We start from the raw sequence: 26133 nt of genomic DNA on the forward strand, positions 1-26133 counted from the left end.
ACCGATATCCATGTTCGACAACCTGAAGGACAAGCTCGGGAGCTTCCGCAAAGACGCCGAAGAGGCCGCCGAAGAGAACGTCGAGGAGGTCGAGGAAGACGAACTCGACGACGAGGAACGCGCGGAGGCCGAGCGTGGCGACGGTGTGGAGGCGGCCGCGTCGGCGGAAGCCCCCGATACTACCCCTGGAGAGTCTGCGGAGGCGGCCGAACCACGGGCGGATCTCGACGCCGCGGCGACCGAAGCGGCGGGCGCACGGACCGGGCCGGACGCGGAACTGGATGCACAGGACGGCGACACTCCTGGGTCGTCAGCGGCGACGACGGCCGAACCGTCTCCGACGTCCGGCGGCGAACCGGAGTCCACGGGGGCGCCCGACGCCGAACCGGAACCGGAACCGGAGGCCGACCCCGTAGAGTCCGCAGCCGACGACGCCGTGGACGAGGACGCTGACGGGGATGAGGAGAACAACTCGACCGGCTTCGGCCGGAAGGCCAAGTCGCTCGTCCGCGGGAAGTTCGTCATCGAGGAGGAGGACCTCGAGGACCCGCTGCACGAACTCGAACTGGCGTTGCTCTCGAGCGACGTGGAGATGGGCGTCGCCGAGGAGATCCTCGACAACATCCGCGACGAACTGGTCGGGGAGACCCGCACGTTCACCACCTCGACCGGCGACGTGGTCGAGGAGGCCCTGCGTGACGCGATCTACGACGTGATCAGTGTCGGCCAGTTCGACTTCGACGAGCGCATCGCGATCGAGGACAAGCCCGTCACGATCGTCTTCACCGGCGTCAACGGCGTCGGGAAGACGACCTCGATCGCCAAGCTGAGCCGCTACTTCGAGGAGCGGGGCTACTCGACCGTGATGGCGAACGGCGACACCTACCGTGCCGGGGCCAACGAGCAGATCCAGGAACACGCCGACGCGCTGGGGACGAAGCTCATCAGCCACGAGCAGGGCGGCGATCCCGCTGCGGTGCTGTACGACGCCGTCGAGTACGCCGAGGCCAACGACGTCGACGTCGTCCTCGGCGATACGGCCGGTCGCCTCCACACTGACGAGGGGCTGATGGACCAGCTCGAGAAGATCGGCCGCGTCGTCGATCCCGACATGACGCTGTTCGTCGACGAAGCCGTCGCGGGCCAGGACGCCGTGAATCGGGCCCGCGAGTTCAACGAGGCCGTCGAGATGGACGGCGCGATCCTCACCAAGGCCGACGCCGACTCCAACGGCGGCGCAGCGATCTCGATCGCCCACGTCACCGGGAAGCCCATCCTCTTTCTCGGCGTCGGACAGGGGTACGACGACCTGGAGCGGTTCGATCCCGAGGAGATGGCCGATCGGCTGCTCGAGGAGTAACGCGGTTCGTGCCTTCTTCGACGTTCAATACATCGAAACTGACGAAGCCGACCCGACTCCAACGGCGGTGAGCCGAGCAGCGCGAGGCGATCCACGTCGGACCTCCGGTCCGACGATGGCGCAGCGATCTCGATCGCCCACGTCACCGGGAAACCGATCCTCTTTCTCGGCGTCGGACAGGGGTACGACGACCTGGAGCGGTTCGACCCCGAGCAGATGGCCGATCGTCTCCTCGCGGACGACGAGTCGTAGCCCACTCGCCGTCTTTTCGGCACGTGATCCGTTCGGAACGATCGACGAGAGCGATGTCCATCCCGGGCGTCCGTCGATCGCGTCGACAGTAGCCACCGCAAGGTCTATAGAGTCGGGATATATTGTAATACGTACAAATGAAGTACGATATAGTTGGTCGAAAAACGACCAGAATGGCGGTAAATAATCCTGTGGTCAACAATGGCTGACGGATCGGCGGCGGTGACGGACATGGAGACCGCGATCGACCGATCCGTAAGCGACGGCGATTCGGTGTATCTCGCGGGGTTTACCCACCTGATCCCGTTCGCGGCCGGTCACGAAATCGTCCGACAGGAGTACACCGATCTGAACCTGATCCGGGCGACGCCGGACCTGATCTACGATCAACTGATCGCCGCAGGCTGTGCGTCGACGGTGACGTTCTCATGGGCCGGGAATCCGGGCGTCGGAGGCCTCCGCGCATTTCGCCGGGCGGTCGAAGACGACGTTCCGCATCCGATCGAGATCGACGAGTACACGCACTTCGGACTGACGGCACGGCTCGCGGCCGGCGCGCGCGGGTTGCCGTTCATGCCGGTCCGGACGTTCGTGGGTTCGGATCTGCCCGAACACAACGATCACATCCGCCGGGTCGAGGACCCCTTCGGCGACGACGAAATCTACGCCGTACCGCCGCTGTGTCCGGACGTCGCGGTCGTCCGGGCCCAGCGAAGCGACGCGAGCGGTAACGCACACGTCTGGGGGATCCAGGGCGAGATTCCCGAGGTCGCGTTCGCCGCGGATACCGTCGTCCTGAGCGTCGAGGAGGTCGTCGACGAGCAGGTCATCCGGAGCGATCCGAACCGGACCGTCGTCCCTGCCTCGGTCGTCGACTACGTCGTCGAGGAACCGTACGGTTCCCACCCCTCCTACGCACAGGGGTACTACGATCGGGACAACGACGCCTACCTCGAGTGGGACGAGGTCTCGGAGTCGCAGGCCAGCATCGAGGCGTGGCTCGACGAGTGGGTCCACGGCGTGGCCGATCGCCGCGAGTACCTCGAGAAACTCGACAGCGATCGACTGCTCGACCTGGAACCGACCACCGAGTACGCGACGCCGATCGACATGGGGGGCTACTGATGACGGGAACCGAATCCGACGCGGACGAGGCGATCGACGGAACCGACGAGCGAGCGGCCGACGCCGACTGCGACTACACGTCGACGGAACTGATGGTCACGACGGCGGCCCGGGAACTGGAGGACGGCGAGTCGGTGCTCGTCGGCGTGGGCGTGCCGAACCTCGCCTGTAACCTGGCGAAACGAACCCACGCGCCGAACCTGCGGATGGTCTACGAGTCGGGGACGATCGACTCGGACCCGACCTCGTTGCCGCTGTCGATCGGGGATCCAGTCCTCGCGACCGGCGCGGCCGGGGTCGTCCCGATGTTCGAGGGGTTCAGCAAGTACCTCCAGGGCGGCCAGATCGACGTCGGCTTCCTCGGCGGAGCCCAGATCGATCGCCACGGCAACATCAACTCGACGGTCATCGGCGACTACGAGGACCCGGCCGTTCGACTGCCGGGCAGCGGCGGGGCCTGCGAGATTGCCAGCAACGCTCACCGGACGCTGGTCATCACGCCCCACCAGGAGCGCCGATTCCCGGCTGAAGTCGACTTCGTCACCAGTCCCGGCTACGTCGACGGACGGGAGGGCCGCGAGGAACTCGGCCTCCGCGGCGGTCCAGAGGCGATCATCACGGACCTGGCGGTCATGCGCTTCGACGAGGACGGCGAACTGTACGTCGAGACGCTCCACCCGGGCGTCTCGCGCGAGGAGGTCCGGGACGCGACCGGCTGGGACGTCGCGTTCGCCGACGACGTCGGGACGACGCCGACGCCGACCGCCGAGGAACTCCGACTCATCCGCGAGAAACTCGATCCGGACGGCGTTTATCTCGAGTAGCCCGATCGCTTTTTTGCCGTTCGTCGTCCGAAGCACGTCGTCCGGATCGACCTCCGATACCCTCGCCGCACCGATGGAAAACAGCGCCCAGTCTCGAATTCGGTTACTGCGAGGCGGCGTTCGGCGCGACCGTCTCGGCTACGTGTTCGACCGCGTCGATTACCGCGTCCGCGACGCGCTCGATCGACTCCTCGCTGATCGTCAACGGCGGCGTCAGCATGAGGTGGTCGCCGGCGATTCCGTCGACCGACCCGGACCCGGGGTAAGTGTAGACCCCCTGCTCGAGCGCACGATCGTAGACGCGTTTGTTGACGTTCAGGTCCGGATCGAACGGCGTTTTCGTGTCGCGATCGGCGACGAACTCGATGCCGATCATGGCCCCGGCGTGACGGACGTCGCCGACGATCGGATGCTCCCGCAGTGAGGCGAGTTCGGAGACCAGTTGCTCGCCGCGCTGTCGTCCCGTCTCCAGCACCGCGTCCGTGTACTGGTCGACGACGTGGGCCGCGATCGCCGCCGAGAGCGGGTTTCCGCCGAAGGTGTGGCCGTGTGCGAACGACTGGCCGGACCCGTTCTCGAACTCGGCGGCGACGTCGTCCCGGACCAGCGTCGCGCTGATCGGCGCGTAGCCGCCGGAGAGCCCCTTGCCGAGAGTCATCATGTCCGGGACGACGTCGAAGCGTTCCATCGCGAACATCGGTCCCGTCCGGCCGAACCCGGTCATGACCTCGTCCGCGATGAAGAGCACGTCGTACTCGTCGCAGATGCGCCGGATCTCCTCGTAGTAGGCGGGGTGTGGGTGGGCGGCGGGGATGCTCGCGCCCGAGACGGGTTCCGCGACGAACGCGGCGACCGTCTCCGGCCCTTCCTGTTTGATCGTCGTCTCCAGTTCGCGCGCGGCGGCGATCGCCTGCTCCTCGCGCGTTCCGTCGTACGACCAGCGGTAGGGGTAGGCCGGGGGAACGTGGGGCCAGCCGTGGAGCATCGGTTCGTACTCGCTCCGTCTGGTCGTGTTCCCGGTCGCCGAGAGCGCCCCGAGGGTCGCCCCGTGGTAGGATTGCCAGCGGCCGATGATCGTGTTCTTGTGCGGGTTCCCCGTTTCCCGGTGGTACGTCCTGGCCAGTTTGAACGCCATCTCGTTCGCTTCGCTCCCGGAGTTGACGAAGAAGGCAGCGTTCAGGTCGCCGGGTGCCGCTGTAGCCAGTGACTCGGCCAGTTCCTCGGGAGCGTCGTGAGAGAAGTGTGAGAGACTGAGATACGAAACCTCGTCGAGTTGCCCGCCGGCGACGTCCGCGACGCCCGGAACGGAGTGGCCGAGATTGACGACCGCCGCACCCGCTGCGGCGTCGACGAGTTCACGACCGTCTTCGGTCACGAGAAATTCGTCGTAGGCGCGGCGGATCCGCGGAAAGTCGGGGTCCATTCCGCCGCCCCACTTGTAGAACAGGTGTTCTGGATTGCCCATGTATAGCGCTAAACGTATTTGTCTGAATTAAGTCTTACTGAAGGGGTAGTTGATTGGCTCTATTCTGAATAGAGTGGGATAATATGATAATCGTTGCAATAAATCGGGCCTACAGGAGAGCGACCGCTCTCGCGTCCCCGTCGGGGCTGGCAGAGTAGCGGCGACGGTCGCTGGCCACCGATCGCGTCGCCGCGCGGATCGAGCCTGGAGAAGAGTCGGTCCAGAATCAGGCCAGTTCGGCCATGCCGATCTCGGCGAGGTGGTCGTCGGTCGGCCGGCCCTCGTCGTCCCAGCCGCGCCGTTCGTAGTACTCCTCGAGCATCTCGGCCAGTTCGACGACCTCGCCTGCGTTGGACCCCTCCTCGTGGGCCTCGTCGGTGAACAGCGACGGGAGCCGATCGTCCTCGCGAGAGATGCCCTCGCGGACGTTGAACAGCCGCTTCATGGTGAAAATCCGATCGCCGAGTTCGAGCACGTCGTCCCGGTCCATGTCGCGGCCGGTCGCGAGGCCGAGGAGGTCCGCGAGCTGGGCGACGGTGATGTTCTCCGTCCCCGGCGGGTAGGAGAACTTGCAGCCACACATCGAGTCGTAGACGTTGAACAGGTTCTGCATGACGACCTCGAGTTCGGCCTTCCCTTCGGAGGCGTGGCGCGGGTAGTTGTCCGAGTAGATCTCGAGGTCCGGAATGTCGTAGCCGTAGATGTCGACGTAGCCGGTGAACGCCCGCATGTGACACGCGCCCCGGTTCGACGTGGCGTAGGTGAGCCCCATCGTCTTCTGGGCTCGCGGTTCGTGCATCGGGAGTTCGAGGCCCTTGACGTGAAGCGCGTGTTCCTCGCCGTCGATCGCACTCGCCGCCCGGACGACCCCGTCGGCGAGCACGTCACCGAAACCGTCGCGATCGGCGATCCGGTGGACGAGTTCGACGATTTCCTCCTCGTTCCCCCAGTCCAGGTCCATCCCGGTCTCGTTCTCGTCGACGAGGCCGCGGTCCTGTGCGGCGATGGCGAACGCGACGACGTGGCCGGCGCTGATCGTGTCCAGCCCGTACCGGTTACAGAGTTCGTTCGCCCGGGCGATGCTCTCGAAGTCGTCGTTCATGCTGAGGCTTCCGAACGAGGCCAGCGTCTCGTACTCGGGGCCGCCCTGGTCGGACAGCGAACCGAACCGATCGCTCTCCATCGAGACGACCCGGCCGCAGGCGATCGGACACTGGCCGCACGCGTAGACGTTCGTCAGGTAGTCCTCGGACATCCGGGGGCCGCTGATGTCCCAGGCCCCGTCGAACTCGCCCTTCTCGAAGTACTTCGTCGGGAGGTTGTCGAACACCTCCGACTCTTCCTCGATGGCGGCCGCGGTCCCGTGATCGCGCCGGGTCTTCGTGCTCGGGGTCTGCGTGACGGTCTGGGTGAGTTCCAGCGTCAGGTCCCTGTACGCCTCCGTGTCGTCGATGTGATGGTGCGGATCGCCCGTCCCGATCACGCTGATCGCCTTGAGTTGCTTCGCGCCCATGACCGCTCCCATCCCGGTCCGGCCGGCGGCGCGCTTGACGTCGTTCATCACCGCGGCGAACCGGACCTCGTTCTCGCCCGCCCGTCCGATCGTACTCACGACGGCGTCTTCGCCGACGTCGTCCTGGATCCGCTCGGTCGTCTCGGGGACGTCCAGCCCCCACAGATCCGACGCGTCGCGGAGTTCGTACTCGCCGTCCTCGACGTGGAGGTAGACGGGGTCGTCGGCTTCGCCCTCAACGATGACGAGGTCGAACCCGGCCCGCCGCAGGGCCGAGCCCCAGTCCCCGCCGCTGGTCGCTTCGCCGAGGATTCCCGTCAGCGGGCTGAGCGCGCTCACGGAGTGGCGGCCGCTGGTCGGGGCGCGCGTTCCGGTGATCGGGCCTGTCGCGAACACCAGTTTGTTCGCCGGGCCGAGCGGGTCGACGCCGGGTTCGAGTTCGTCGTAGAGGATGCGAGCGGCGAGACCGGTCCCGCCGAGATACGTCTCGACGAGTTCGTCGTCGATCCGTTCTGTCGTGACCGTCCGATCGGTGAGGTCGACGCGGAGCGTCGTTCCAAACGCTGACATGTGAGTCTCTTGGCGGAGAGAGGCGACAATTTCACTTAACACTTGTGTCGGACTGGTTATGTGTTAGTAACAATAACGAGAAACGATCGAACTATTGCGTGCTATAATAAAAATTCGGGTTCAAAATCGTCTTTGATACAGCAATCGATGACTTCCGCCGCTCATCGCGGCCGTGATCTGGACCGTCTCGCCCCCCTCGAGCGTCGTGTCGACGCCGTCCAGCGTCGCGAGCTTTCGCCCGTCGACGAGGACGTTGATCTCCGATCGGAACTCGTCGTCGTCGTACAGCGCCGACTCAAGTTCCGGGTGCGTGGCGACGACGTCCGCGAGCACCGCGTCGACGGTGTCGCCGCGTGCAGTGAGTCGTTTCTCGCCGACCGCGTCCCGGACGGGACCGTAGAGTACGACCTCGACCATCGCCCTCACTATCTGTGGCAGGTACAAATATATTCGCAATACGTTCGGTTCGTTCCAACGGAGTCCGGGGCCGGGACCGGACGGCGATCGTCAGGGCCAGAGCCCGCGAGCGGTTTTTGCGTCGGCGATTCGCGAGAGTGCGACGACGTAGGCGGCCTCGCGCCACGAGACGTCCCGATCGCGAACCTCGCGCCGGACGTCCCGCCAGGCCGACAGCATCGTCGACTCGAGTTCCTCGTGGACCTCCGCTACGGTCCACTGGCGACGGTTGACGTGCTGGAGCCACTCGAAGTAGCTGACGGTGACGCCGCCGGCGTTCGCGAGGATGTCCGGGACGACGTCGATGCCGCGATCGTCGAAGATTGCGTCGGCGGCGGCGGTCGTCGGTCCGTTCGCGCCCTCGACGATCAGGTCCGCCCGGACGTCGGGCGCGTTGTCGGCGGTCAGGACGTTGCCGACGGCGGCGGGGACGAGGACGTCGACGTCGAGAGTCAGCAGGTCGTCGTTCGAGAGCGCGTCGGCGTCCTCGTAGCCGGAGACGGCGCCCGGTTCCTCGTGATGGGTGAGGAGGACCTGCGGGTCGAGCCCGTCGGGATCGTAGATCGCGCCGTCGACGTCGCTCACGGCGACGACGTCGGCGCCCCACTCGTCGAGCAGGCGAGCGGCGTTCGCGCCGACGCTCCCGAACCCCTGGACGGCGATCGTCGCGTCCGCGAGATCGTCGCCGCGGTCCTCGACCGTCTCCCGGGTGACGATCGCGACGCTCCGGCCCGGTGCCGCGTCGCGACCGTAGCTTCCGCCGAGAACCGTCGGTTTCCCGGTCACGACGCCGGGGATGGTCTCGCCCTCCTGCATGCTGTAGGCGTCCATGAACCAGGCCATCGTCTGGGCGTCGGTCCCCATGTCCGGTGCCGGAATGTCGCGGGTCGGCCCGACGTAGTCGCGAAGTTCCTCCGCGAACCGGCGCGTGAGTCGCTCCCGCTCGCCCTCGCTGAGGTCTTTCGGATCGACGACCACGCCACCCTTCGCTCCGCCGAAGGGGAGGTCCATGACGGCGCACTTCCAGGTCATCCACATCGCCAGTCCGACGCACTCGTCTTCGCTGACGGCCGGGTGGTAGCGCAGTCCACCCTTGTACGGGCCGCGAACGTCGTCGTGCTGGGCACGATACCCCGTGAACACCTCGAGACTGCCGTCGTCTCGCCGCAGCGGTATCGACACGCGGTGGACCTGCGTCGGGTGTTTCAGCCGCTCGATGATCCCCGGATCGACCTCCAGGTGCGCCGCTGCGCGGTCGAGTTGCTGGCGCGCGGTGTCGGCCGCCGATTCGGACGCGCCGTCCGTTCGATTCCCGTCCGTCGTTCCGTCGCGGGTAGTTGCCATCTCCGTGAACCTCCACCGGACCGGTCCGACCCGATCGCCGCGGGCCGTCACCGCTCGCGGTCGTGTTCGACAACACCGAGCAACCTACATTAGGTTTCCTATCATATATCGCCTCCAAAATCGTATTCGGAGTTACCAAAAGGACGATTTATTGTAGGCGATCAAAACCACTAAGCGGTCCCGGTCCGTCGTCGCCGACGAGGAACCCACGATGGTCGACTACTACGACGGCACGATCGAGGAGAACCACCGCGAGGCGATCGAACGGGCGACGACGGATCGATCGTTCGGCAACTGGATCGATGGCGAGTCGGTCGCCGCGAGCACCGACGAGACGTTCGAGACGACCGACCCGGCCGTCACGATTCCCATCACGGCGGTCCCGCGAAGCGGTCCGGCGGACGTCGATCGGGCCGTCGCCGCCGCACGCGACGCGATGGACGGCGAGTGGGGCGAGACGACGGCCGCGGAGCGATCGCGGTTGCTCCGGGAGTGGGTCGATCGGCTCCGCGACCACGTCGACGAACTGGCGTTGCTGGAGAGTCTCGACGTGGGCAAGCCGCTCGCTCACGCGAAAGGCGAGATCGAGAAGGCCCTCGAGTTCGTCGAGTACTACGCGTCGGTGGGCCGCGGACAGGAGGGGGTTCAGGTTCCCGTCTCGAACGACTCCCACGTCTACACCCGCCGCGAACCGTACGGCGTCGTCGGCGCGATCGTCCCGTGGAACTTCCCGCTCGTGCTGGCATCGTGGAAGCTCGGCCCCGCGCTGGCGGCGGGGAACGCGGTCGTCCTCAAGCCGGCGGAGGACAGTCCCCTCACGGCCACCCGGGTCGCCCAGCTCTCGGCGGGCATCCTCCCGGACGGCGTCCTCAACGTCGTCCACGGCTACGGCGAGGAGGCCGGCGCGCCGCTCGCGGGCCACGAGGGCGTGGACAAACTCTCCTTTACGGGCGAGGACGTGACCGGCGAGGAAGTGATGCGCACCGCGGCCGACGCGATCACGCCCGTCACCCTCGAACTCGGCGGCAAGTCGCCGTTCCTCGTCTTCCCCGACGCCGACCTCGAGACGGCCGTCGAGACCGTCGCTGGCGGCATCTTCTACAACACCGGCCAGTCCTGTGACGCGCCCTCGCGGGTGCTCGTCCACGAGGACGTCCACGACGAGTTCGTCGATCGGTTCGTCGAGGCGGCCGAGTCCCACGTGATCGGCGACCCGCTCGCCGAGGAGACGACGATGGGACCGCTCACCTCCCGGGCCCAGTACGAGAAGGTCACGGGCTACGTCGACGCCGGGATCGACGAGGGCGCGACGCTGGTTTCCGGCGGCGATCGGCCCGGCGGCGACCTGGCGGATGGCTGGTACGTCGAGCCGACGGTCTTCGACGGCGTCGACAACGACATGCAGGTCGCGCGCGAGGAAATCTTCGGCCCCGTCGAGACGATCAACACCTTCGGAACGTACGAGGAAGCGATCGAGATCGCCAACGACACGCCCTACGGGCTGGCCGCTGGCATCGCGACGGAGACCACCGACCTCGCCCACCGGGCCGCCGCCGACCTGGAGGCCGGGAGCGTCTGGGTCAACACCTACGGCTCGACGGTCACCGGTGGTCCGTTCGGCGGCTACAAGCGCTCCGGGATCGGCCGCGAGTGCGGCAAGGACGCCCTCGAGTACTACACCCGGACCAAGACGGTCAACCTCGAACTCGACGAGCCCTCGCTGTAGGCCGTCTGCCGATCGAGACGGCCGCTTTTCGCACTTCTCGCTGGAGACCTGTTTTCACTCGAACGCGTGGATCGCTACGACAGCCAGGTCGCGGCGGCGTCGGCGACGATCCGGGCGACGTCCACGACGTCGTCCGTATAGACGTATTCGCCGGCGTCGTGGACGTTCTCGCCGTCGGGGCCGAGGATGACGGTCGGGATTCCGGCCGCGTGGCCGAGGTAGTTGAAATCGCCGATGCTCGAAAAGTAGCCGATTTCGGGGTCGCGCCCGGTCACCCGTTCGCTCCGATCGGCCAGCACCCGGACGAGGGGGTGGTCCTCGTCGGTCACGTACGGCCCGAACCGCGCGTCCTCGCCCGGCGTGTCCCTGAGTTCGACCTCGACCGTGGAGTCGAGATCGAGCCCCGCGACGAGCCGTTCCGCTTGCTCGAGGACGCTCGCCGCGGTCTCACCCGGGACCACGTGACGGTTGACCGCGAGCGTACACCGATCGGGCACCGAGAGCGGGTCCTCGCCGCCCCGGATCTCCAGGGGACAGATCGATCCCCGGCCGAGCGCCGGATGCTCGCCACAGTCCATCTCGGTGATGGCGGTCGCGATCCGGGATGCGTCGACGACGGCGTTCGTCCCCATCTCGGGGTGGGCGGCGTGGGCCGGGTCGCCGGAGACGGTGATCTCGTAGCGGAACCCGCCCCGCGCCCCCAGGACGAGCGCCGGATTCGTCAGGTCCTGCTGGCCGATCGCGGGGCCCGGTTCGGCGACGATCGCGCCGTCCACGTCGTCGAGGAGTCCGTCCCGAAGCAGCTGGTAGGTGCCGAGTCCGTACGGTCCCTCCTCGCCGACGACCGCCGTGAGGACGACGTCACCACGGAGCTCCAGGTCGGATTCGGCGAGCGCCCGGAACGCCACGAGGAGCGAGACCAGCCCGCCTTTCATGTCGCAGGCACCCTGGCCGTACAGTTTGCCGTCCTCGATGCGCCCGGAGAGCGGGTCCTCGTCCCAGCCGTCGACGAGCCGAACGGTGTCCATGTGCCCGTTCAGGAGGAGCGTCGGCGCGTCGGGATCGGTCCCCTCGAGCCGTGCGACGACGTTGTCGCCCTCGAAGCCGGTGATGTCCGGTTCGCTCACGGCGTGGTATTCCGGCTCCAGACCGTGCTCATCGAGCCAGTCGTAGACCGCCCGGGCGAGTTCGTCTTCCTCGAAAAACGGGCTCTCGATGCGCACGAGGTCCTGGAGCAACGACACCGTCTCGGTCGCGTCGATCCGATCGCGGAGGTTCGCGGTGGCGGTCGGCGATCCGTCCCGCGGCCGACTCATCAGTCCATCACCGCGACGGCTTCGGCGACCGCGTCAGCGAACAGGTCGACGCCCGTCGCGGCCTGCTCGCGGGTGAGCGTCAGCGGCGGGGCGAACCTGATCGTGCTCTCGCCGCAGGGCAGGAGCATCAAGCCCTGTTTCCAGGCGGCGTGCATGATCTCCTCCGCGAGGTCGCCGAGGTACTCGCCGGTCTCCGGATCGGTGAACTCGACCCCGATCATGAGGCCGCGTCCCCGGACGTCGCTGATCTCGTCGACGTCGGCGGCGAAGTCCCGAAGTTCGTCCTGAAGATGAGTTCCGACCGACCGCGCGTTCTCGAGCAACGCCTCGTCCTCGATGACGTCGATGACGGCGTTGGCGGCGGCCGCGGCGACCGGATTCCCGTGATACGTGCTCGCGTGCGTGCCACTGCCCCAGGTCATCACGTCTGACCGGGCGACCATGGCGGACATCGGCAGGCCGTTGGCGATCCCCTTGCCCATCAGGGTGATGTCGGGTTCGACGTCCCAGTGGTCCATCGCGAACCACTCGCCGGTCCGACCGAATCCGGTCTGGATCTCGTCCGCGATGAGCAACATGCCGTGTTCGTCCGCGAACTCGCGGAGCCGCTGGTGGAACCCTTCCGGCGGGACGACGTAGCCGCCCTCTCCCTGGATCGGTTCGACGACGATCCCTGCGACCTCGTCCGCGGGCACCCGCGTCCGGAGCAGATCCTCGAGCGCGTCGAAGGTCGTCTCGATCGCGTCTTCGGGGCCCTCGGCCTCCGCGGGGTTCGGGTAGGGAACGTGGTCGACGCCGGGGACGAGCGGGCCGAAGCCGCGCTTGTACTTGGTCTTGCTCGCGGTCAGGGAGAGCGATCCCATCGATCGGCCGTGAAACGCGCCCTCGAACGCGATGAACCGGTGGCGGCCGGTGTGGTGGCGTGCGAGCTTGATCCCCGCCTCGACCGCTTCGGTCCCGCTGTTGCCGAAGAAGAGCCGCTTGGGCGAGTCGCCGGGCGCGAGGTCGACCAGGCGCTCGGCCAGTCGCACCGGCTCCGGCGAGTAGTAGTCACAGAACGCCGGGTGGACGAGCGTGTCGAGTTGGTCTTTCGCCGCCTCGACGACTCGTTCGTGGTTGTGCCCGACGTTCGTCACGGCGATGCCGCTCGCGAAGTCCCAGAACGTGTTCCCGTCGACGTCCGTCACGGCCACGCCCGAGGCGCGTTCGATCGCCAGCGGATAGGCGCGCGGCGAACTGGGCGAGATGACCGCGTCGTCGGCCTCGACGACGCGCTTCGTCTCTTCCCCGGGAAGGTCGGTTTCGATCCGTGGTTCGGTCGCTGGAGTCGCTCGTTCGTCACCCATGTCGAACCCGTATAGGCCCCCGGTCTATTAAACTACCTATCAAAATATCCGCCGTATACTAAATGGAGAACAGATAACCAAACATCTAGTTGGTCTGCTCCCAAAACATTAAGCTCCGGCGCACAAACAGTCTGCCAGGAGTCTACAGTGGACACTGGCGCGTCCACGTATACTATCCATCGATTCATGACGCACGCAACTGTGATCGGCGCGGGGAGCATCGGCGTGAGCGTGGCAGCCCATCTCGCGAACCGGGACGTCGACGTGACGATTCTCGATCGGGGGTACGCGGCGGGCGAGACGACGGGTAAGGCGGGCGGCCTGATCTTCAGCCAGCTCCACGAACCGTCGGACGTACGGGCGATGGACTACAGCATCGAGTACTTCCGATCGCTGTCCGACGACGACAACCACTTCACGTTTCACCAGACGGGGTTTCTCCGGGTGGGGACCGAGGCGGAACGCCCCGTCTTCGAACACGAGGTGGCGATGCAACAGGAGGCAGGTGCCGACGTTCGCCTCGTCGAACCGGACGAGATGCGGTCGATCTATCCCGATCTATCGCTCGACGGCGTCACCGTCGGGACGTACGCTCCGGCGGACGGATACGCGGATCCCCACACGTTCACGACGACGCTTCTCGCCGACGCGGAGGCGGACGGGGTCGACTACCGACCCGGAACGTCCGTGACCGATATCGATCCGGGCGACTCGCCGTCCGTGACGACCGACGAGGGGACGATCGAAACGGACGTCGTCGCGATCGCCGCCGGACCGTGGTCGCATCGGGTGGCCTCGCTCGCAGGGATCGATCTCCCCGTAAAGCCCTATCGTGCCCAGGCCCTCGTGACGACCCCCGTCGACGTCGACATCGGAACCGTGTACGACGCCCACGAGGAGGTGTACTTCCGGCGGGAACAGGAGGGTGGCCTCCTGGTCGGCGACGGCACGGAGGAGGTGGAGTCGGACCCCGACGACTATTCCCAGCGGGCCGACTTCGACTTCCTCGCGAAGATGAGCGATACGATCGACCACCGACTCTCGGCCGGGGAGGTCGGCGTCCAGAACGCGTGGGCCGGACTCTGTACGGCGACGCCCGACGGGCATCCGCTCGTAGGCCGTCCGCCGTTCGAACCCGGCGGGGCGAGTCGCCCGAACGGAGTCGTCGTCGCGGCCGGCCTCCAGGGCCACGGGTTCATGCGATCGCCTGCGGTCGGGCGGGCGGTCGCGGCTCTGCTCTGTAACGATCGACAGACGTATTCCGACTGGGATCCGACTCGGTTCGACGCCCATCCGGGCGATTTCGAGATCGAAGAGATGCTCAAACTCGAGGGCAAGCACCATCACCTCAGGTAATCTCGCCGCACTCAAGATATTCAACTCTCTCCATTATACTCCCTTGTATTTAGGAAGAATATCGAATTTACTCTCCACTAGTTATTCTGATCCCACCATCGTGCGTAACGCTTAATACGTTTCATGGGAAGTGGTAGGGTGAGTCAAAATGGCACGGCATTCACGACGACGATTCGTCCAGCGAACTGGTGCGCTATCCGCGGTGGGGGTCGCGGCACTCTCGGGGTGTCTCGGCGGCGGTGACGGCGGCGATACGCTCGGGCTGTACTCCTGGGGTGGATCGACCCAGGAGGCGCTGATGGAACACATCGCGGATCCCTTCGAAGAGGAGTACGACGTGGAAGTCGAGGCGACCAGCTTCGACAACCAGGACAGCATGCTCTCGAACGTTCGCACGAGTCCCGAGGGCTCGTACGACATCATCATGCCGTCGGCGGAGCGAACGTACGAGGCAGTTCAGCAGGACCTCGTCGAGCCGATTCGAACGGAGAACATCGATACGTGGGACAACCTGTTCCCGGTCTTTCAGGACCTCAGCCTGGATCCGGGGGACGACGCCCACGTCGCACCGCTTTACTACGGCACGATCGGGATGGTGTACAACACCGACTACGTCGACACGTCGTCGCCGCCGTCGTGGGAACTCCTCTGGGACGCCGAGTACGAGGATCGCATCACCGTCCAGGACATGGCGATGCTCCGGGTGTTCACCACTGCACTCCATCTCGGCCTCGATCCCAACACGCTGGAGTCCGACGGTTCGTACGAGGACGGACTCGAGATGGTGTACGACGCGATGGCCGAACAACACGACCTGGTCCGAACGTACTGGGGAAGCGGCCAGGAGCAGGTGACCCAGTACCAGGAGGAGTCGTCCTACGTCGGCACCGGCTGGGGCGGCCGCATCCTGGCGCTGCAGGACGAGGGGTACGACCAGCTCGAGTACGCCATCCCGGAAGAAGGTGCCAAGGGCTGGAGCGACATGCTGGCGATCGCGAAGGGGTCGGAGAACCGGGAGCTGGCCGAACAGTTCATCGAGTTCGCCTACCAGGACGAGATCATCCAGGAACTCGCACCGGATATCGGCTACCCGCCGGCGACGGGCGTCGAGACGGACGAGATCGAGGCGCTCCCGGACTTCGACCCCTCCGGCGGCGAAGGGCTCCTCTTCGAGGATCCCGAGTTCATCGACGAGCACGAGGACGAGTGGATGGACACCTTCGAGGCCATCAAAATGGGTGAATACTGACCCGTATGCCCGCCGTGGCCACCGGGACACTCGTCGAACGGACGCCGAACGGACGATAACGAACAACGAAGGGGATCTGGAATGAGTTATCTCGAAGTCGAAAACGTAACGAAACGATTTGGTGATCTCGTCGCCGTCGACGACGTCAGTTTCAGCGCCGACGAAGGGGAATTTCTCTCCCTGCTCGGGCCGAGCGGCTGTGGAAAGACCACGATGCTCCGCATGATCGCCGGACTGGAAACGCCGACGGCGGGGGAAATCCGCATTCGCGGGGAGACCGTGACCGACCAGCCGCCGTACGAACGGGACATCGGGATGATGTTCCAGCACTACGCGCTGTTTCCGCACAAGACCGTCGGCGAGAACGTCGGCTTCCCGCTCAAGATGCGGGGCGTGAACAAGGCCGATCGCCGCAAGCAGGTCGCGGAGGCCCTCGAGATGGTCAGGCTCCCGGACGCGATCGATCGATCGCCGACGGAGCTCTCCGGCGGCCAACAACAGCGCGTCGCGCTGGCCAGGGCGCTCGTGTTCGAACCCGACGTGTTGCTCCTGGACGAGCCTCTCTCGGCGCTTGACCGCGTCCTCCGCCAGCAGATGCGCGTCGAACTCGAACGCATCCAGAAGGAGATCGGGGTCACGACCGTCTACGTCACGCACGACCAGATGGAAGCGTTCTCCCTCTCCGATACGGTCGTGGTGCTCGACGAGGGGCAACTCTCCCAGCAGGGGGCGCCGATCGACATTTACGAGAACCCCGCCTCCGAGTTCGTCGGCGACTTTATCGGCCAGTCCACGAAGCTGACCGGGACGGTGGCCGAGAGCGAGGGACGGCCGGTCCTCGAAACGGCGAGTGGACAGGAGGTTCGTCTTCCGTCGACGGCCGACGTCGAGCGTGGCGGGCACGAGGCCGCATTCCTGCGGGCCGAAAAGCTCGACATCCGCGATCAGCCGTCGGATCACGCGAACTCGTTCCCGGCGACCATCAAGGTCATCAATTACCTCGGGGAGAAGACGGTCTTCTACTGTGACCTCGCCGACGGCACCGAAGTGATCGTCTCCCAGCAGGGCTTTACGGACGTCGACCAGTACGAACGCGGCGACGATGTCTACGTCGTCGCTCGCCCCGAGGACCTGGTGATCGCTCGCTCCGCTACCGAGCCCACCCCCCAGCAGGTGGAGGGGATGCAATGAGCGGGCAACCCGAGACGGGGAGCGGCCGCGAGTACGCCGACCAGTGGCTCGCTGTCCGGAGTCGGATCCTGAACGCGCCGGTCCTGATGAACGGCGTCCAGTGGTTCAAGGCCAGGAAACGCGTTCTCGCGACGGCCCAGGCTGGAATCGGCCTCTTCTGGATGGTGGTGTTCCTGCTCGCCCCGCTCCTGTACATCCTGACGCTCTCGTTCTGGGAGTCGGGCACCGCCGGCACGATCGTCCAGGAGTTCACGCTCGAGAACTACTACGCCGTGCTGGTCGAGAGCGTCTCACTGTCGAGTTTCGACGTCGGAAACATCTTCCTGCTCGTGCTCTGGCAGTCGCTCAAGTTCGGCCTCAGCGTGACCGCCGTGACGCTCGTTCTCGGCTACGTGCCGGGCTACTTCCTGGGCCGATCGGAGAGCAGGTGGCTCCCGGTGTTGCTGTTGCTGGTCGTCCTGCCGTTCTGGGTCCCGCTGATCGTTCGCTACTACGCCTGGATGCTCGTCCTGGGCGAGAACGGGGTCATCTCGTGGCTGTCCGAACTGGTCGGATTCGGCTCCCAGAGCTTCCTGTACAACGAGATCGCCGTCGTCTCGGGACTCGTCCAGGTCCTGCTTCCGTTCATGATCCTGCCGATCTACAACAGCGTCGCCAAGATCGAAGACTCGCTGATCGAGAGCGCGAAGACGATGGGCGCGAACCCGGTCCGGGCGTTCTACGAGGTTTCGCTCCCGCTGTCGCTACCCGGCGTCGTCGCCGGCTGTATCCTCGTGTTCATCCTGGCGGTCGGGAGCTTCCTGGCACCGGCGCTCCTCGGCGGCCCCGGCGACCAGATGATCGCGAACCTCATCGAACGCACGTTCCTGCGGGGACAGAACTGGCCGCTCGCGAGCGCGATGTCGATCGTCTACCTGGCCGTCCTGTTCGTGATGATCACGGCGTTCAACCGCTTCGTCAGCCTCGACGAACTCTTCGGGGAGGGTAACTGATGCGCGGGAACCCGCTCTGGACGGCGATCAAAGCGACCACGGCGATCGTCTACCTGTTCCTGCTTGCACCGCTGATCGTCGTCGTGGCCGTGTCGTTCAACCCGACGCAGTTCGCGACCTTCCCACCGGCCGGGTTCAGCCTCGAGTGGTACGTCGAGTTCTTCACTCACGATCGCATGCTCGGCTCGCTGTTCAACAGCTTCGTCGTGGCGGGCGGAAGTGCGATCGTCGCCGGGGTCGTCGGGCTGATCTCGGCGCTCGGCTTCGTCCGGTACGACATCCGGTGGAAGAACGTGCTCTCGAGCCTGCTGTTCCTGCCGATGATCATCAGTCCGGTCGTCATCGGCGTCGCGCTCACGATGTTCCTCACGCGCATCGGGATGGAACGGAACTACCTCTACCTGATCGTCGGCCACTCGACGCTGGTCCTCCCGTACGTCTTCGTGACCGTCCGGGCACAGCTCTACCGGTTCGACCAGGAACTCGAGGAAGCGGCCCGAACGCTCGGCGCGAACGAACTGGAAACGTTCGTCGAGGTGACGTTGCCGCTGATCATGCCGGGACTCGGTGCCGGCATGTTGCTCGCGTTCGTCATCAGTTTCGGGGAGTTCACGGCGACCCAGTTCTGGGTCCAGCCCCAGACGACGACCGCCCCGATCGAGATCTACACGATGGTTCGCACGAGTCTCACGCCGATGATCAACGCCATGGCGACGATGCTCATCGTCGTGACCGTCGTCGTTCCGCTCGTCCTCGACGCCGTGCTCGGGAAGAACCTGATCCTGAAATCGGCCTGACTCCCGGCATATTGGACGCGCTCCAATTCGCGTCCTCGATTTCAGGACCTGTAACAAGTTATTTACCGGTCCCCTTCCCTCACTTCGCGTATGGTAGAACTCGACCTGGACGAGAAAGACCTTGAGATTCTGCGCTGGCTCGATCGCGAGGGCGAAATCGACGTCGACCAGTTGAGCGACGAACTCGGGATCAGCACCTCGACGATCTACTACCGGCTGGACAACTACCGCGAGAAAGGCATTCTCAAGGGGAACGTCGCGGACATCGACCACCAGAAACTCGGCTTCGAACTCACCGCGATCTCCGAGATCAAGAGCGAGTACGGCCCGGGCTACGAGGGCATCGCGGACCGGCTCACGGAACTGTCTGGCGTCCAGTCGGTGTATTTCATGCTCGGCGAGATGTCGTTCATCCTGATCTCGCGGCTTCGCGACCACGAACACCTGCAGACGCTGATCGACGACATCATCCACACGGAGGGTGTCGAACACTCCTCGACGCACATCGTCCTGAAGGAGTTCAAGGACGAGTCCCGACTGCTCGTCAACTACGACGACGACGATCTGGCGAAACTGATCGACGACGGGTCGGCCGACGACTGACGCCTGGCGGGAGCGATGTGGCGTTCGAGGATCTGGACCTCTCTATTGGGCTCTTCGTCGCTGTATCGCTCATATTATGGATTCTCTACAAACAGATAGGTTTTTTCTCACTCCCAAAGCAGAAACATTCCCTAATAATTAATACGTGGCGCATCTGATGGGTGGTCATGGCGCAGCATACCAAATCCAGTTCAAGCGGTACCGACGCAGTCGATACGAGCGGCTGGTTCTACCTGGACCCGGTGTCGAAACTCATGGTCGCAGGGTGCATCGCGGGCATCCTCGGCATCTATGTGCCGGTTCTGTACTCGCCGGAGTTGACTGTCGGGGGGCTTCCGTGGATGTTCGTCTCGAAACCGATCGTCGGGCTCGCGCTCGCGGGAAGTTTCGTCGGGGCGACGTACTACGTCGACTTCGTACACGAGGGAGGTGACTGACGATGGTGCGCGTCGCCGAGTTGGCGATCGTCCTTTGTTATTTCGTGCTCGTGTTAGCGATCGGGCTCTACTTCCGCGACCGGCGATCGGCCGACGAGTACTGGTCGGCCGACGGGTCGATCGGGACGTTCGTCAACTCGATGGCGATCTTCGCCGCCTTCGCGAGCGGCGGGACGTTCCTGGGCGCGATTGGGATCGTTTACGACCTCGGCGTGCCGCTATGGTGGGCTGCGGCGGTCGGCTCGGTCGTCGGCTTCCTCGTCGCGGCGATCTTCGTCGCGAAACCGCTCCGGCGTCTGGAGATGCACACGTTGCCCGACATCTTCGACTATCTCTACGCGGACGGCCGGATCAACCTCCTCGCGCCGGTAATCATCCTCGTCGGCTACTTCATGTACATGGTCGCCCAGCTTCGGGCTGGCGGACTCGTCTCCGACTACTTACTGGGGATCGGCTACCTGCCGGCGGTCACGGCGATCGGCATCGTCTTCATCGCCTACGTCGCACTCGGCGGCATGTGGGCGATCACGGTCACCGACTTTCTCCAGGGGATCCTGATGTGGGGCCTGCTGGCCGTGATCTGGGCCATCAGCTTCGGCTACTTCGACTACTCGCTGTCCGCTCCGCTCTCGGAGGCGCCGCGCGTCGCCGGTACGGGCGCGCTCGACATCCAGACGTACATCGGCTTCGCGCTGATCTGGGCGTTCGCCGTCGCCGTGTTGCCGCACATCGCGATGCGGGCGTTCTCCGCAAAGAGCCCCGAGTCGGCCAAGCGCGCGTACGCCTGGGTCGCCCTGATGTACATCCTCGTGACGCTCCCGTTCGTCCACATCGCGGGCGCGGCGATTTCGATCGATCCGGACCTCGCCCAGGCCGATTACGCGCTGTTGCTCGTAATGGAGTCAATCCTCCCGGAGATCATCGCCGGCTTTGCCGCCGCGACGATCCTCGCCGCGGTAATGTCTTCGACGGACGCGCTGTTACTGGCGATGGCGGCGGCCGTCTCCAACGACCTGTACGGGAACCTCGTCGACGACGGTGCTTCCGAGGAGCGTATCGTCAACATGGGAACCGTCGCAGTAGTCGTAATCGGTCTGCTCGGCATCGTCGCCGCCTGGAATCCCCCGACCTACCTCGTCGAACTGTACACCGACGGGACGGGGCTCATGGCGGCCGCGTTCTTCTTCCCGATGATCCTGGGGATCTGGTGGAAACCGATGAACCACCACGGCGCGGTCGCTGGAATGGTCGGTGGCGGAATCGCGTACGCCATCGCGTACTTCTACACCCCGATGTTCGGAGCGATCATCTACGCGGTCCCGGTATCGCTGATTTGCTGTGTCGTCGCGACGTGGGCCACGGAGGCCCGTAGCGCCGACCGGATCGAACAGCTATCCGAAGAACTCGGCCACGATCGGTTCGGCTGGTAACTCTTTCGTCTTCCCACGATTTCCGTTCTCAATGATCCCCCATACCGTACTCAAGATCCTGATCGGCCGCACGTGGCGCACGTTCGTGGGAACGTCCCACGACGAACTGGTAGACGCCGTCGATCGGACGCTAACCGATCTCGAGCGGTCGTACGACCGGGAACCGACCGACCCCGCGAGCGGCGAACGGGCTATCTTCGGGGCCCGGGACGCGACTCGATTCGAACTCGCGGACGGGGACTGGGCGCTTACGATTACGTCGGTCTCCTACGATCCACTCCTGCGAGCGTTTCTGGCGATCGGTTCGTCCGGGTCGACGAAGTCGAAGTACACGAATACAGCGTGTATTCTGGACGTGCGACCGATCTCGAACGAGGACGAGCCACAAATCCGGACGGTGCTCCAACGCCTCTCGGAGGAACTCGATGCGGAGCCGTGGTCGATCGAGCACCCGAGATTCGCCTACTCGCCGCTCCTTCGATACAAGGTAAAGCTTCTGTGGCGATACTGGCTCTCACGGGGTGAAACGGCCGATACCAGCCGGTGAACTGCGTTTCGTGCTGTTCGTGGTTCCGTCTGGGTGGGCCCGCCGGTCGTCGAGGTTCCGCCTCGATCGGGGTAATTCCGTTGCGTGCCGAGATTCGGCAGACTCGAGACAGTGTCGTCCAGTGGCGGCGTAGCTCGTACCGGCAACATCTACCCGCACCTCACACGACTCGTTTCTCGCCGCCGACACGCCCGCTCGCGTAGTCACCGCGAAGACGCGATATCACGAACTCGCGATCGACTGCCTGTGCAAAGGTTGCCGCATCGGCCGAGCCCCGTCAGCGATCGCCTATTTGCGCGGTCGTATAGGGTCGGGTCGATATTACCCGTCAAACAATGGTCCTTCCAGATCGCGTGAGCGCACTGGCCGAGGGTATCGCTCACTGGCGGTGGTTTGCGTGAGCGACGAGCGAACGAGTTCATTCGGACTCACACTCGACCACGGAGGTGGTCTCGCGTGAATACAGTCGAAGAGCACAAGCAGGAGAAACACCCCCTCGACGTGATCGACGACGTCTACGAGTACGCCGAGGAGGAACTCTCTTTCGAGGAGATCGAGGAGCGCGCCGGCGGCGGCGAGTGGGAGCGCCTGAAGTGGGCCGGCATGTACGCCCAGAAGCAGGAGGGGTACTTCATGATCCGGACCAAGGTACCGGGCGGCTACCTCACGCCCGAGCAGGCCGAAGTGATCGGCGAGGTCACCGACGACCTCGCGGTCGCGCCCGAGGAGTACGGCGGCGCGGAGCAGAACGAACTCTGGGGCGACGCCTACCTCGACATCACGACCCGACAGGACATCCAGAAACACTGGATCCGCGTCGAGGACGTCCCGGAGATGTGGGACCGCTACGACGAGGTCGGCCTGACGACCGTGCAGGGCTGTGGCGACTCCGCCCGGAACGTCCTCGGCTGCCCCGCCGCCGGCCTCGACGATCACGAGTGCTTCGACGCTCAACCGGTCGTCGACGCCGTCTCGGACTTCTTTACCGAGAACCGCGAGTACGCCAACCTCCCGCGGAAGTTCAAGCTCACGATCACGGGCTGTCGTCACGACTGCGCCCAGTCCCAGATCAACGACGTCGGCCTCGTTCCCGCAAAGAAGGAACTCGAGGGCGACTACCTCTACGGCTTCCACGCCCGCGTCGGCGGCGGCCTCTCCGACGGCCCGCGGATGGGCTCGGAACTCGACGTCTTCGTCCGGCCGGAGGACGCCGTCGAGTTCACCCGCGCCGTCGCCCAGACGTTCAAGGAACTCGGCGATCGGAACAACCGCGGCGTCTGCCGGATGCGCTATCTCGTCGAGCAGATGGGCCCCGAGAAGTTCGAGGAGGCGATCCGCGATCGCTGTACCGTCGACTTGCCTGAGGCCGGCGAAAACCTGACCGTCGGCTACCAGGGCGACCACGTCGGCGTCCACGACCAGAAACAGGACGGTCTGCAGTACGTCGGCTTCAACGTGATCGCCGGGCGGATGGGCGGCGCGGAGTTCGCCGAAGCCGCTCGCGCGGCGAAGCGGTACGGCACCGAGGACGCCTCGGTCCGTCTCGCGACCGACCAGAACTTCCTCATCAGCCACATTCCCGAGGAGAACGTCGCGGACCTGCTGGCGGAGCCGTTCGCCCAGGAGTACCAGCCCGATCCCGGCCCGTTCTCCCGCGGTGCCGTTGGCTGTACCGGGAGCGAGTTCTGTAACTACGCGATCATCGAGACGAAAAAGCGCACCAAGCGCTGGGCTCGCGAACTCGACGATCGGATCGACGTCCCCGACGATATCGAGGCCATCCGGATGCACATGTCCGGCTGCTCGGCCTCCTGTGCGCAACCCCAGATCGCGGATATCGGTTTCCGCGGCGAGACGGTCAAGCTAGACCAGGAGGGTGAGTCCGACATCGTCGAGGGGATGGACTTCGGGCTCGGCGGCTCGCTGGGCGCGGACAACGAGTTCCTCGACTGGGTCGAGAACGCGGTTCCCGCCGACGCCGTGCTCCCGGCGCTCGAACAGCTGTTCGAGGCGTACGCGGCCGATCGCGACGACGGCGAGAAGTTCTACGAGTGGACCCGCCGCGTCGACAACGCACGGCTTCGGGAGGTCATGCAAGGTGCGGACGCGCCGGTCGCACGGGGTGTCGCCCATGGGGACTGACGGCGAGGACGAACGCAGTGAGTCCTCGGAGATGCGAGCGGGAGATGCGAGAGCCGAGCGGAGCGAGGGTCTCGATAATGCGAGCGGTGGAACCGCGAGCGAGAAGCGACACGCGAGCCGCGAGGGCGAACGAAGTGAGTCCTCGGAGATGCGAGCGGGAGATGCGAGAGCCGAGCGGAGCGAGGGTCTCGATAATGCGAGCGGTGGAACCGCGAGCGAGAAGCGACACGCGAGCCGCGAGGGCGAACGAAGTGAGTCCTAGTGAGTCCTCGGAGATGCGAGCGGGAGATGCGAGAGCCGAGCGGAGCGAGGGTCTCGATAATGCGAGCGGTGGAACCGCGAGCGAGAAGCGACACGCGAGCCGCGAGGGCGAACGAAGTGAGTCCTCGGAGATGCGAGCGGGAGCGGAGCGACACGCGAGCGGCGACGGCGTCGACGAGTCGGTGTTCCCGGGCGTTCCGGAGTCGGAAACGGCCGACGACGCGGCCGTTAGGGTCCCCGAAACGGGTAGCACTGCGTCGCGGTCACGAGCGGACGCGACGCAGGCCCGCGACGATGCCGTCCGGACCGACGCAAGCGGCGACGCCTGTTCGCCGGACACCTGTACCTGCGGCGAGCAAACCGGTGCGGAGGCCGGGGCGGAGACACCGCCCGTCGCCACGGACGGGGCCGGCGTCACCAACGTCGACGACCAGGGCTCGCTCGGTGAACTGGAGTTCACCGAACCCGCGGAAGACGTCAGCCAGGACGTCTACGACGACGCGCCCGACACCCGCGTCGGCGTCCCGGATGGCGTCGACCTGGACACGCCGACGTATTCCATTCGATCGGAGATGAACGACATCGAGACGCCGGACGAGAAGACCTGGTTCATGGAACTGGACGAGGCCGTCATCGACGAGGGCCGCTGTATCCAGTGTGGGACCTGCGTCGCCGCCTGTCCCTCGGACTCGATCGGCGTCGGCGAGGACGACCTGCCGGAACTCGTGAAGATGTGCACCGGCTGTTCGCTCTGCTGGGACTTCTGTCCCCGCGGCGGGATGCGCTACGAGCGACAGTGGAAGATCACCGGCGGCGAGGACAACGTCAAGGGCGCGGGCGACCCAATCACGGAGTTCTCCGCGCGCGTCGAGGACGACTGGACCGACGCGGCCCAGGACGGCGGCGTCGTCACCGGCATCCTCGCGACGCTACTCGAGGAAGGGGAGATCGACGGCGCGCTGATCGCGACCGAGAGCGACGAGGAGGCCTGGAAGGCCGAGAGCTTCCTCGCGACGACCCAGGAGGAACTGATCGAGAACGCGGGCACCGTCTACAACCAGACGCTCGCGCTCGGCAACCTCGATCTCGGCCAGTGGGAGCACAAACTCCCCGACAAAGACTGGGACGACCTCAGCCTCGCGCTGGTCGGCACCCCCTGCGAGATCGAGGGCATCCGCGCCCTGCAGGACTTCGAGTGGGACTACCAGGCCCAGAACGAGGGCATCCGCGCGGTCGAGTACACGATCGCGCTGATGTGTACGAAGAACTTCAATTACTACAGCCTCATGGGCGAGCAACTGGAGGATCAGCGCGGCGTCTCGCCCGAGGAGATCGGCAAGATGGACGTCCTCCACGGCAAACTGATGGTCTACGACCACGACGGCGAGATGATCGTCGAGGAGGACATCGAGAACTTCCACGACGCCGCGCTCAAGGGCTGTGACGAGTGCGCGGACTTCACCGGCTTCTGTGCCGACGTCACCGTCGGCTCCGTCGGCTCGAGCGACGAGTACTCCAGCGTCATCGTCCGCACCGAACAGGGAGTGAACGCGTGGGAACTCACCGAGCCGAAACTCGACTACCACGACCTGGAGGACAAGAGTGCGGTCGGCAAACTTCAGGGCTGGGACAAGAAGAAGGCCTTCGAGAGCCTCGATCGGCCGTTCGATCCCGACGCGCCCCGGTTCATCGACTACACCGACCACGCCGAGAACTACGGCACCGCGTTGAACCCCCACGATCAGGGGCACTGACGCTGGGCTCCACGATCGGGGCCACTCGCCTCCTGCCGGCGGCGCATCCGAGAGACGAGCCATTCAAGTCTGTGCGG

The 26133-nt window shown here is 65.4% G+C and carries 22 protein-coding genes and 1 pseudogene; 17 read left to right on the forward strand and 6 right to left on the reverse strand.

What is annotated here, in order from left to right:
* Window positions 1-10 precede the first annotated feature (10 nt).
* From ftsY to MUN73_RS03860, 4 genes and pseudogenes are all read left to right on the forward strand, one after another.
* On the forward strand, window positions 11-1360 hold the full coding sequence (ftsY, locus tag MUN73_RS03845; protein ID WP_250139127.1) for a signal recognition particle-docking protein FtsY: 1350 nt from the start codon (window positions 11-13) through the stop codon (window positions 1358-1360).
* Between the two features lie 108 nt (window positions 1361-1468).
* A pseudogene (locus MUN73_RS03850) lies at window positions 1469-1612 on the forward strand (signal recognition particle-docking protein FtsY); the annotation flags it as partial.
* A gap of 201 nt (window positions 1613-1813) precedes the next feature.
* The gene (locus tag MUN73_RS03855) at window positions 1814-2737 is read left to right on the forward strand and encodes a CoA transferase subunit A (protein WP_265339091.1); all 924 of its coding nucleotides are present in this window, start codon (window positions 1814-1816) and stop codon (window positions 2735-2737) included.
* Window positions 2737-3561: a CoA-transferase subunit beta gene (locus MUN73_RS03860; protein ID WP_425492714.1), complete on the forward strand. Its 825-nt coding sequence runs from the start codon at window positions 2737-2739 to the stop codon at window positions 3559-3561. Before MUN73_RS03855 ends, MUN73_RS03860 begins: the two co-directional genes overlap by 1 nt.
* A gap of 103 nt (window positions 3562-3664) precedes the next feature.
* Here the strand turns inward: MUN73_RS03860 and MUN73_RS03865 are convergent, their stop codons facing one another.
* From MUN73_RS03865 to gdhB, 4 genes are all read right to left on the reverse strand, one after another.
* Window positions 3665-5026 carry an aminotransferase family protein gene (locus MUN73_RS03865; RefSeq protein ID WP_250139128.1) on the reverse strand — a complete coding sequence of 454 codons (1362 nt, stop codon included), beginning with the start codon at window positions 5024-5026 and terminating at the stop codon, window positions 3665-3667.
* Between the two features lie 226 nt (window positions 5027-5252).
* A complete protein-coding gene (locus tag MUN73_RS03870) occupies window positions 5253-7109 on the reverse strand; it encodes an aldehyde ferredoxin oxidoreductase family protein (RefSeq protein ID WP_250139129.1) in 1857 nt (618 codons plus the stop codon).
* Window positions 7110-7229: 120 nt separating this feature from the next.
* A complete protein-coding gene (locus MUN73_RS03875; RefSeq protein ID WP_250139130.1) occupies window positions 7230-7526 on the reverse strand; it encodes a MoaD/ThiS family protein in 297 nt (98 codons plus the stop codon).
* 90 nt (window positions 7527-7616) lie between these two features.
* The gene (gdhB, locus tag MUN73_RS03880; RefSeq protein WP_250139131.1) at window positions 7617-8909 is read right to left on the reverse strand and encodes a glutamate dehydrogenase GdhB; all 1293 of its coding nucleotides are present in this window, start codon (window positions 8907-8909) and stop codon (window positions 7617-7619) included.
* Between the two features lie 211 nt (window positions 8910-9120).
* On the opposite strand from gdhB, the gene MUN73_RS03885 reads away from it, so the two are divergent.
* A complete protein-coding gene (locus MUN73_RS03885) occupies window positions 9121-10635 on the forward strand; it encodes an aldehyde dehydrogenase family protein (protein ID WP_250139132.1) in 1515 nt (504 codons plus the stop codon).
* Between the two features lie 74 nt (window positions 10636-10709).
* Here the strand turns inward: MUN73_RS03885 and MUN73_RS03890 are convergent, their stop codons facing one another.
* Window positions 10710-11951 (reverse strand): M20 family metallopeptidase, encoded by a 1242-nt coding sequence (locus tag MUN73_RS03890; protein ID WP_250139133.1) that lies wholly within the window; start codon window positions 11949-11951, stop codon window positions 10710-10712.
* Complete coding sequence (locus MUN73_RS03895) at window positions 11951-13297, reverse strand: acetyl ornithine aminotransferase family protein (RefSeq protein WP_250139134.1); 1347 nt, start codon at window positions 13295-13297, stop codon at window positions 11951-11953. Before MUN73_RS03895 ends, MUN73_RS03890 begins: the two co-directional genes overlap by 1 nt.
* 186 nt (window positions 13298-13483) lie before the next feature.
* On the opposite strand from MUN73_RS03895, the gene MUN73_RS03900 reads away from it, so the two are divergent.
* The 12 genes from MUN73_RS03900 (at window position 13484) to MUN73_RS03955 (ending at window position 26056) form a co-directional block, all read left to right on the forward strand.
* Complete coding sequence (locus MUN73_RS03900) at window positions 13484-14653, forward strand: NAD(P)/FAD-dependent oxidoreductase (RefSeq protein WP_250139135.1); 1170 nt, start codon at window positions 13484-13486, stop codon at window positions 14651-14653.
* Between the two features lie 148 nt (window positions 14654-14801).
* The gene (locus MUN73_RS03905) at window positions 14802-15902 is read left to right on the forward strand and encodes an ABC transporter substrate-binding protein (protein WP_250139136.1); all 1101 of its coding nucleotides are present in this window, start codon (window positions 14802-14804) and stop codon (window positions 15900-15902) included.
* An 81-nt stretch (window positions 15903-15983) separates the two neighbouring features.
* A complete protein-coding gene (locus MUN73_RS03910) occupies window positions 15984-17093 on the forward strand; it encodes an ABC transporter ATP-binding protein (protein ID WP_250139137.1) in 1110 nt (369 codons plus the stop codon).
* Window positions 17090-18085: an ABC transporter permease gene (locus tag MUN73_RS03915; protein WP_250139138.1), complete on the forward strand. Its 996-nt coding sequence runs from the start codon at window positions 17090-17092 to the stop codon at window positions 18083-18085. Before MUN73_RS03910 ends, MUN73_RS03915 begins: the two co-directional genes overlap by 4 nt.
* A complete protein-coding gene (locus MUN73_RS03920) occupies window positions 18085-18882 on the forward strand; it encodes an ABC transporter permease (protein WP_250139139.1) in 798 nt (265 codons plus the stop codon). Before MUN73_RS03915 ends, MUN73_RS03920 begins: the two co-directional genes overlap by 1 nt.
* Before the next feature lie 90 nt (window positions 18883-18972).
* Window positions 18973-19485, forward strand: coding sequence for an Lrp/AsnC family transcriptional regulator (locus tag MUN73_RS03925; protein ID WP_250139140.1), 513 nt, complete (start codon window positions 18973-18975; stop codon window positions 19483-19485).
* Between the two features lie 167 nt (window positions 19486-19652).
* Window positions 19653-19922 (forward strand): hypothetical protein, encoded by a 270-nt coding sequence (locus tag MUN73_RS03930; protein WP_250139141.1) that lies wholly within the window; start codon window positions 19653-19655, stop codon window positions 19920-19922.
* Window positions 19923-19924: 2 nt separating this feature from the next.
* The gene (locus MUN73_RS03935) at window positions 19925-21352 is read left to right on the forward strand and encodes a sodium:solute symporter family protein (RefSeq protein WP_250139142.1); all 1428 of its coding nucleotides are present in this window, start codon (window positions 19925-19927) and stop codon (window positions 21350-21352) included.
* Between the two features lie 31 nt (window positions 21353-21383).
* Window positions 21384-21899 (forward strand): hypothetical protein, encoded by a 516-nt coding sequence (locus MUN73_RS03940; RefSeq protein ID WP_250139143.1) that lies wholly within the window; start codon window positions 21384-21386, stop codon window positions 21897-21899.
* A 456-nt stretch (window positions 21900-22355) separates the two neighbouring features.
* Entirely contained in the window at window positions 22356-24041 is a 1686-nt protein-coding gene (locus tag MUN73_RS03945; protein WP_250139144.1) for a nitrite/sulfite reductase, read from the forward strand.
* Window positions 24031-24303, forward strand: a complete 273-nt coding sequence (locus MUN73_RS03950; RefSeq protein ID WP_250139145.1) for a hypothetical protein — start codon at window positions 24031-24033, stop codon at window positions 24301-24303. The genes MUN73_RS03945 and MUN73_RS03950 overlap by 11 nt, the downstream gene beginning before the upstream one ends.
* A gap of 130 nt (window positions 24304-24433) precedes the next feature.
* Window positions 24434-26056, forward strand: a complete 1623-nt coding sequence (locus tag MUN73_RS03955; protein ID WP_250139608.1) for a Coenzyme F420 hydrogenase/dehydrogenase, beta subunit C-terminal domain — start codon at window positions 24434-24436, stop codon at window positions 26054-26056.
* Window positions 26057-26133 lie beyond the last annotated feature (77 nt).

The organism is Halosolutus amylolyticus (assembly GCF_023566055.1).
Lineage (GTDB): Archaea > Halobacteriota > Halobacteria > Halobacteriales > Natrialbaceae > Halosolutus > Halosolutus amylolyticus.

Excerpts from the sequence above, each read along its gene's own strand:
- ftsY (WP_250139127.1), top strand. The coding sequence starts at position 11 with ATGTTCGACAACCTGAAGGACAAGCTCGGGAGCTTCCGCAAAGACGCC.
- MUN73_RS03855 (WP_265339091.1), top strand. The coding sequence starts at position 1,814 with ATGGCTGACGGATCGGCGGCGGTGACGGACATGGAGACCGCGATCGAC.
- MUN73_RS03860 (WP_425492714.1), top strand. The coding sequence starts at position 2,737 with ATGACGGGAACCGAATCCGACGCGGACGAGGCGATCGACGGAACCGAC.
- MUN73_RS03865 (WP_250139128.1), bottom strand. The coding sequence starts at position 5,026 with ATGGGCAATCCAGAACACCTGTTCTACAAGTGGGGCGGCGGAATGGAC.
- MUN73_RS03870 (WP_250139129.1), bottom strand. The coding sequence starts at position 7,109 with ATGTCAGCGTTTGGAACGACGCTCCGCGTCGACCTCACCGATCGGACG.
- MUN73_RS03875 (WP_250139130.1), bottom strand. The coding sequence starts at position 7,526 with ATGGTCGAGGTCGTACTCTACGGTCCCGTCCGGGACGCGGTCGGCGAG.
- gdhB (WP_250139131.1), bottom strand. The coding sequence starts at position 8,909 with ATGGCAACTACCCGCGACGGAACGACGGACGGGAATCGAACGGACGGC.
- MUN73_RS03885 (WP_250139132.1), top strand. The coding sequence starts at position 9,121 with ATGGTCGACTACTACGACGGCACGATCGAGGAGAACCACCGCGAGGCG.
- MUN73_RS03890 (WP_250139133.1), bottom strand. The coding sequence starts at position 11,951 with ATGAGTCGGCCGCGGGACGGATCGCCGACCGCCACCGCGAACCTCCGC.
- MUN73_RS03895 (WP_250139134.1), bottom strand. The coding sequence starts at position 13,297 with ATGGGTGACGAACGAGCGACTCCAGCGACCGAACCACGGATCGAAACC.
- MUN73_RS03900 (WP_250139135.1), top strand. The coding sequence starts at position 13,484 with ATGACGCACGCAACTGTGATCGGCGCGGGGAGCATCGGCGTGAGCGTG.
- MUN73_RS03905 (WP_250139136.1), top strand. The coding sequence starts at position 14,802 with ATGGCACGGCATTCACGACGACGATTCGTCCAGCGAACTGGTGCGCTA.
- MUN73_RS03910 (WP_250139137.1), top strand. The coding sequence starts at position 15,984 with ATGAGTTATCTCGAAGTCGAAAACGTAACGAAACGATTTGGTGATCTC.
- MUN73_RS03915 (WP_250139138.1), top strand. The coding sequence starts at position 17,090 with ATGAGCGGGCAACCCGAGACGGGGAGCGGCCGCGAGTACGCCGACCAG.
- MUN73_RS03920 (WP_250139139.1), top strand. The coding sequence starts at position 18,085 with ATGCGCGGGAACCCGCTCTGGACGGCGATCAAAGCGACCACGGCGATC.
- MUN73_RS03925 (WP_250139140.1), top strand. The coding sequence starts at position 18,973 with ATGGTAGAACTCGACCTGGACGAGAAAGACCTTGAGATTCTGCGCTGG.
- MUN73_RS03930 (WP_250139141.1), top strand. The coding sequence starts at position 19,653 with ATGGCGCAGCATACCAAATCCAGTTCAAGCGGTACCGACGCAGTCGAT.
- MUN73_RS03935 (WP_250139142.1), top strand. The coding sequence starts at position 19,925 with ATGGTGCGCGTCGCCGAGTTGGCGATCGTCCTTTGTTATTTCGTGCTC.
- MUN73_RS03940 (WP_250139143.1), top strand. The coding sequence starts at position 21,384 with ATGATCCCCCATACCGTACTCAAGATCCTGATCGGCCGCACGTGGCGC.
- MUN73_RS03950 (WP_250139145.1), top strand. The coding sequence starts at position 24,031 with ATGGGGACTGACGGCGAGGACGAACGCAGTGAGTCCTCGGAGATGCGA.
- MUN73_RS03955 (WP_250139608.1), top strand. The coding sequence starts at position 24,434 with ATGCGAGCGGGAGCGGAGCGACACGCGAGCGGCGACGGCGTCGACGAG.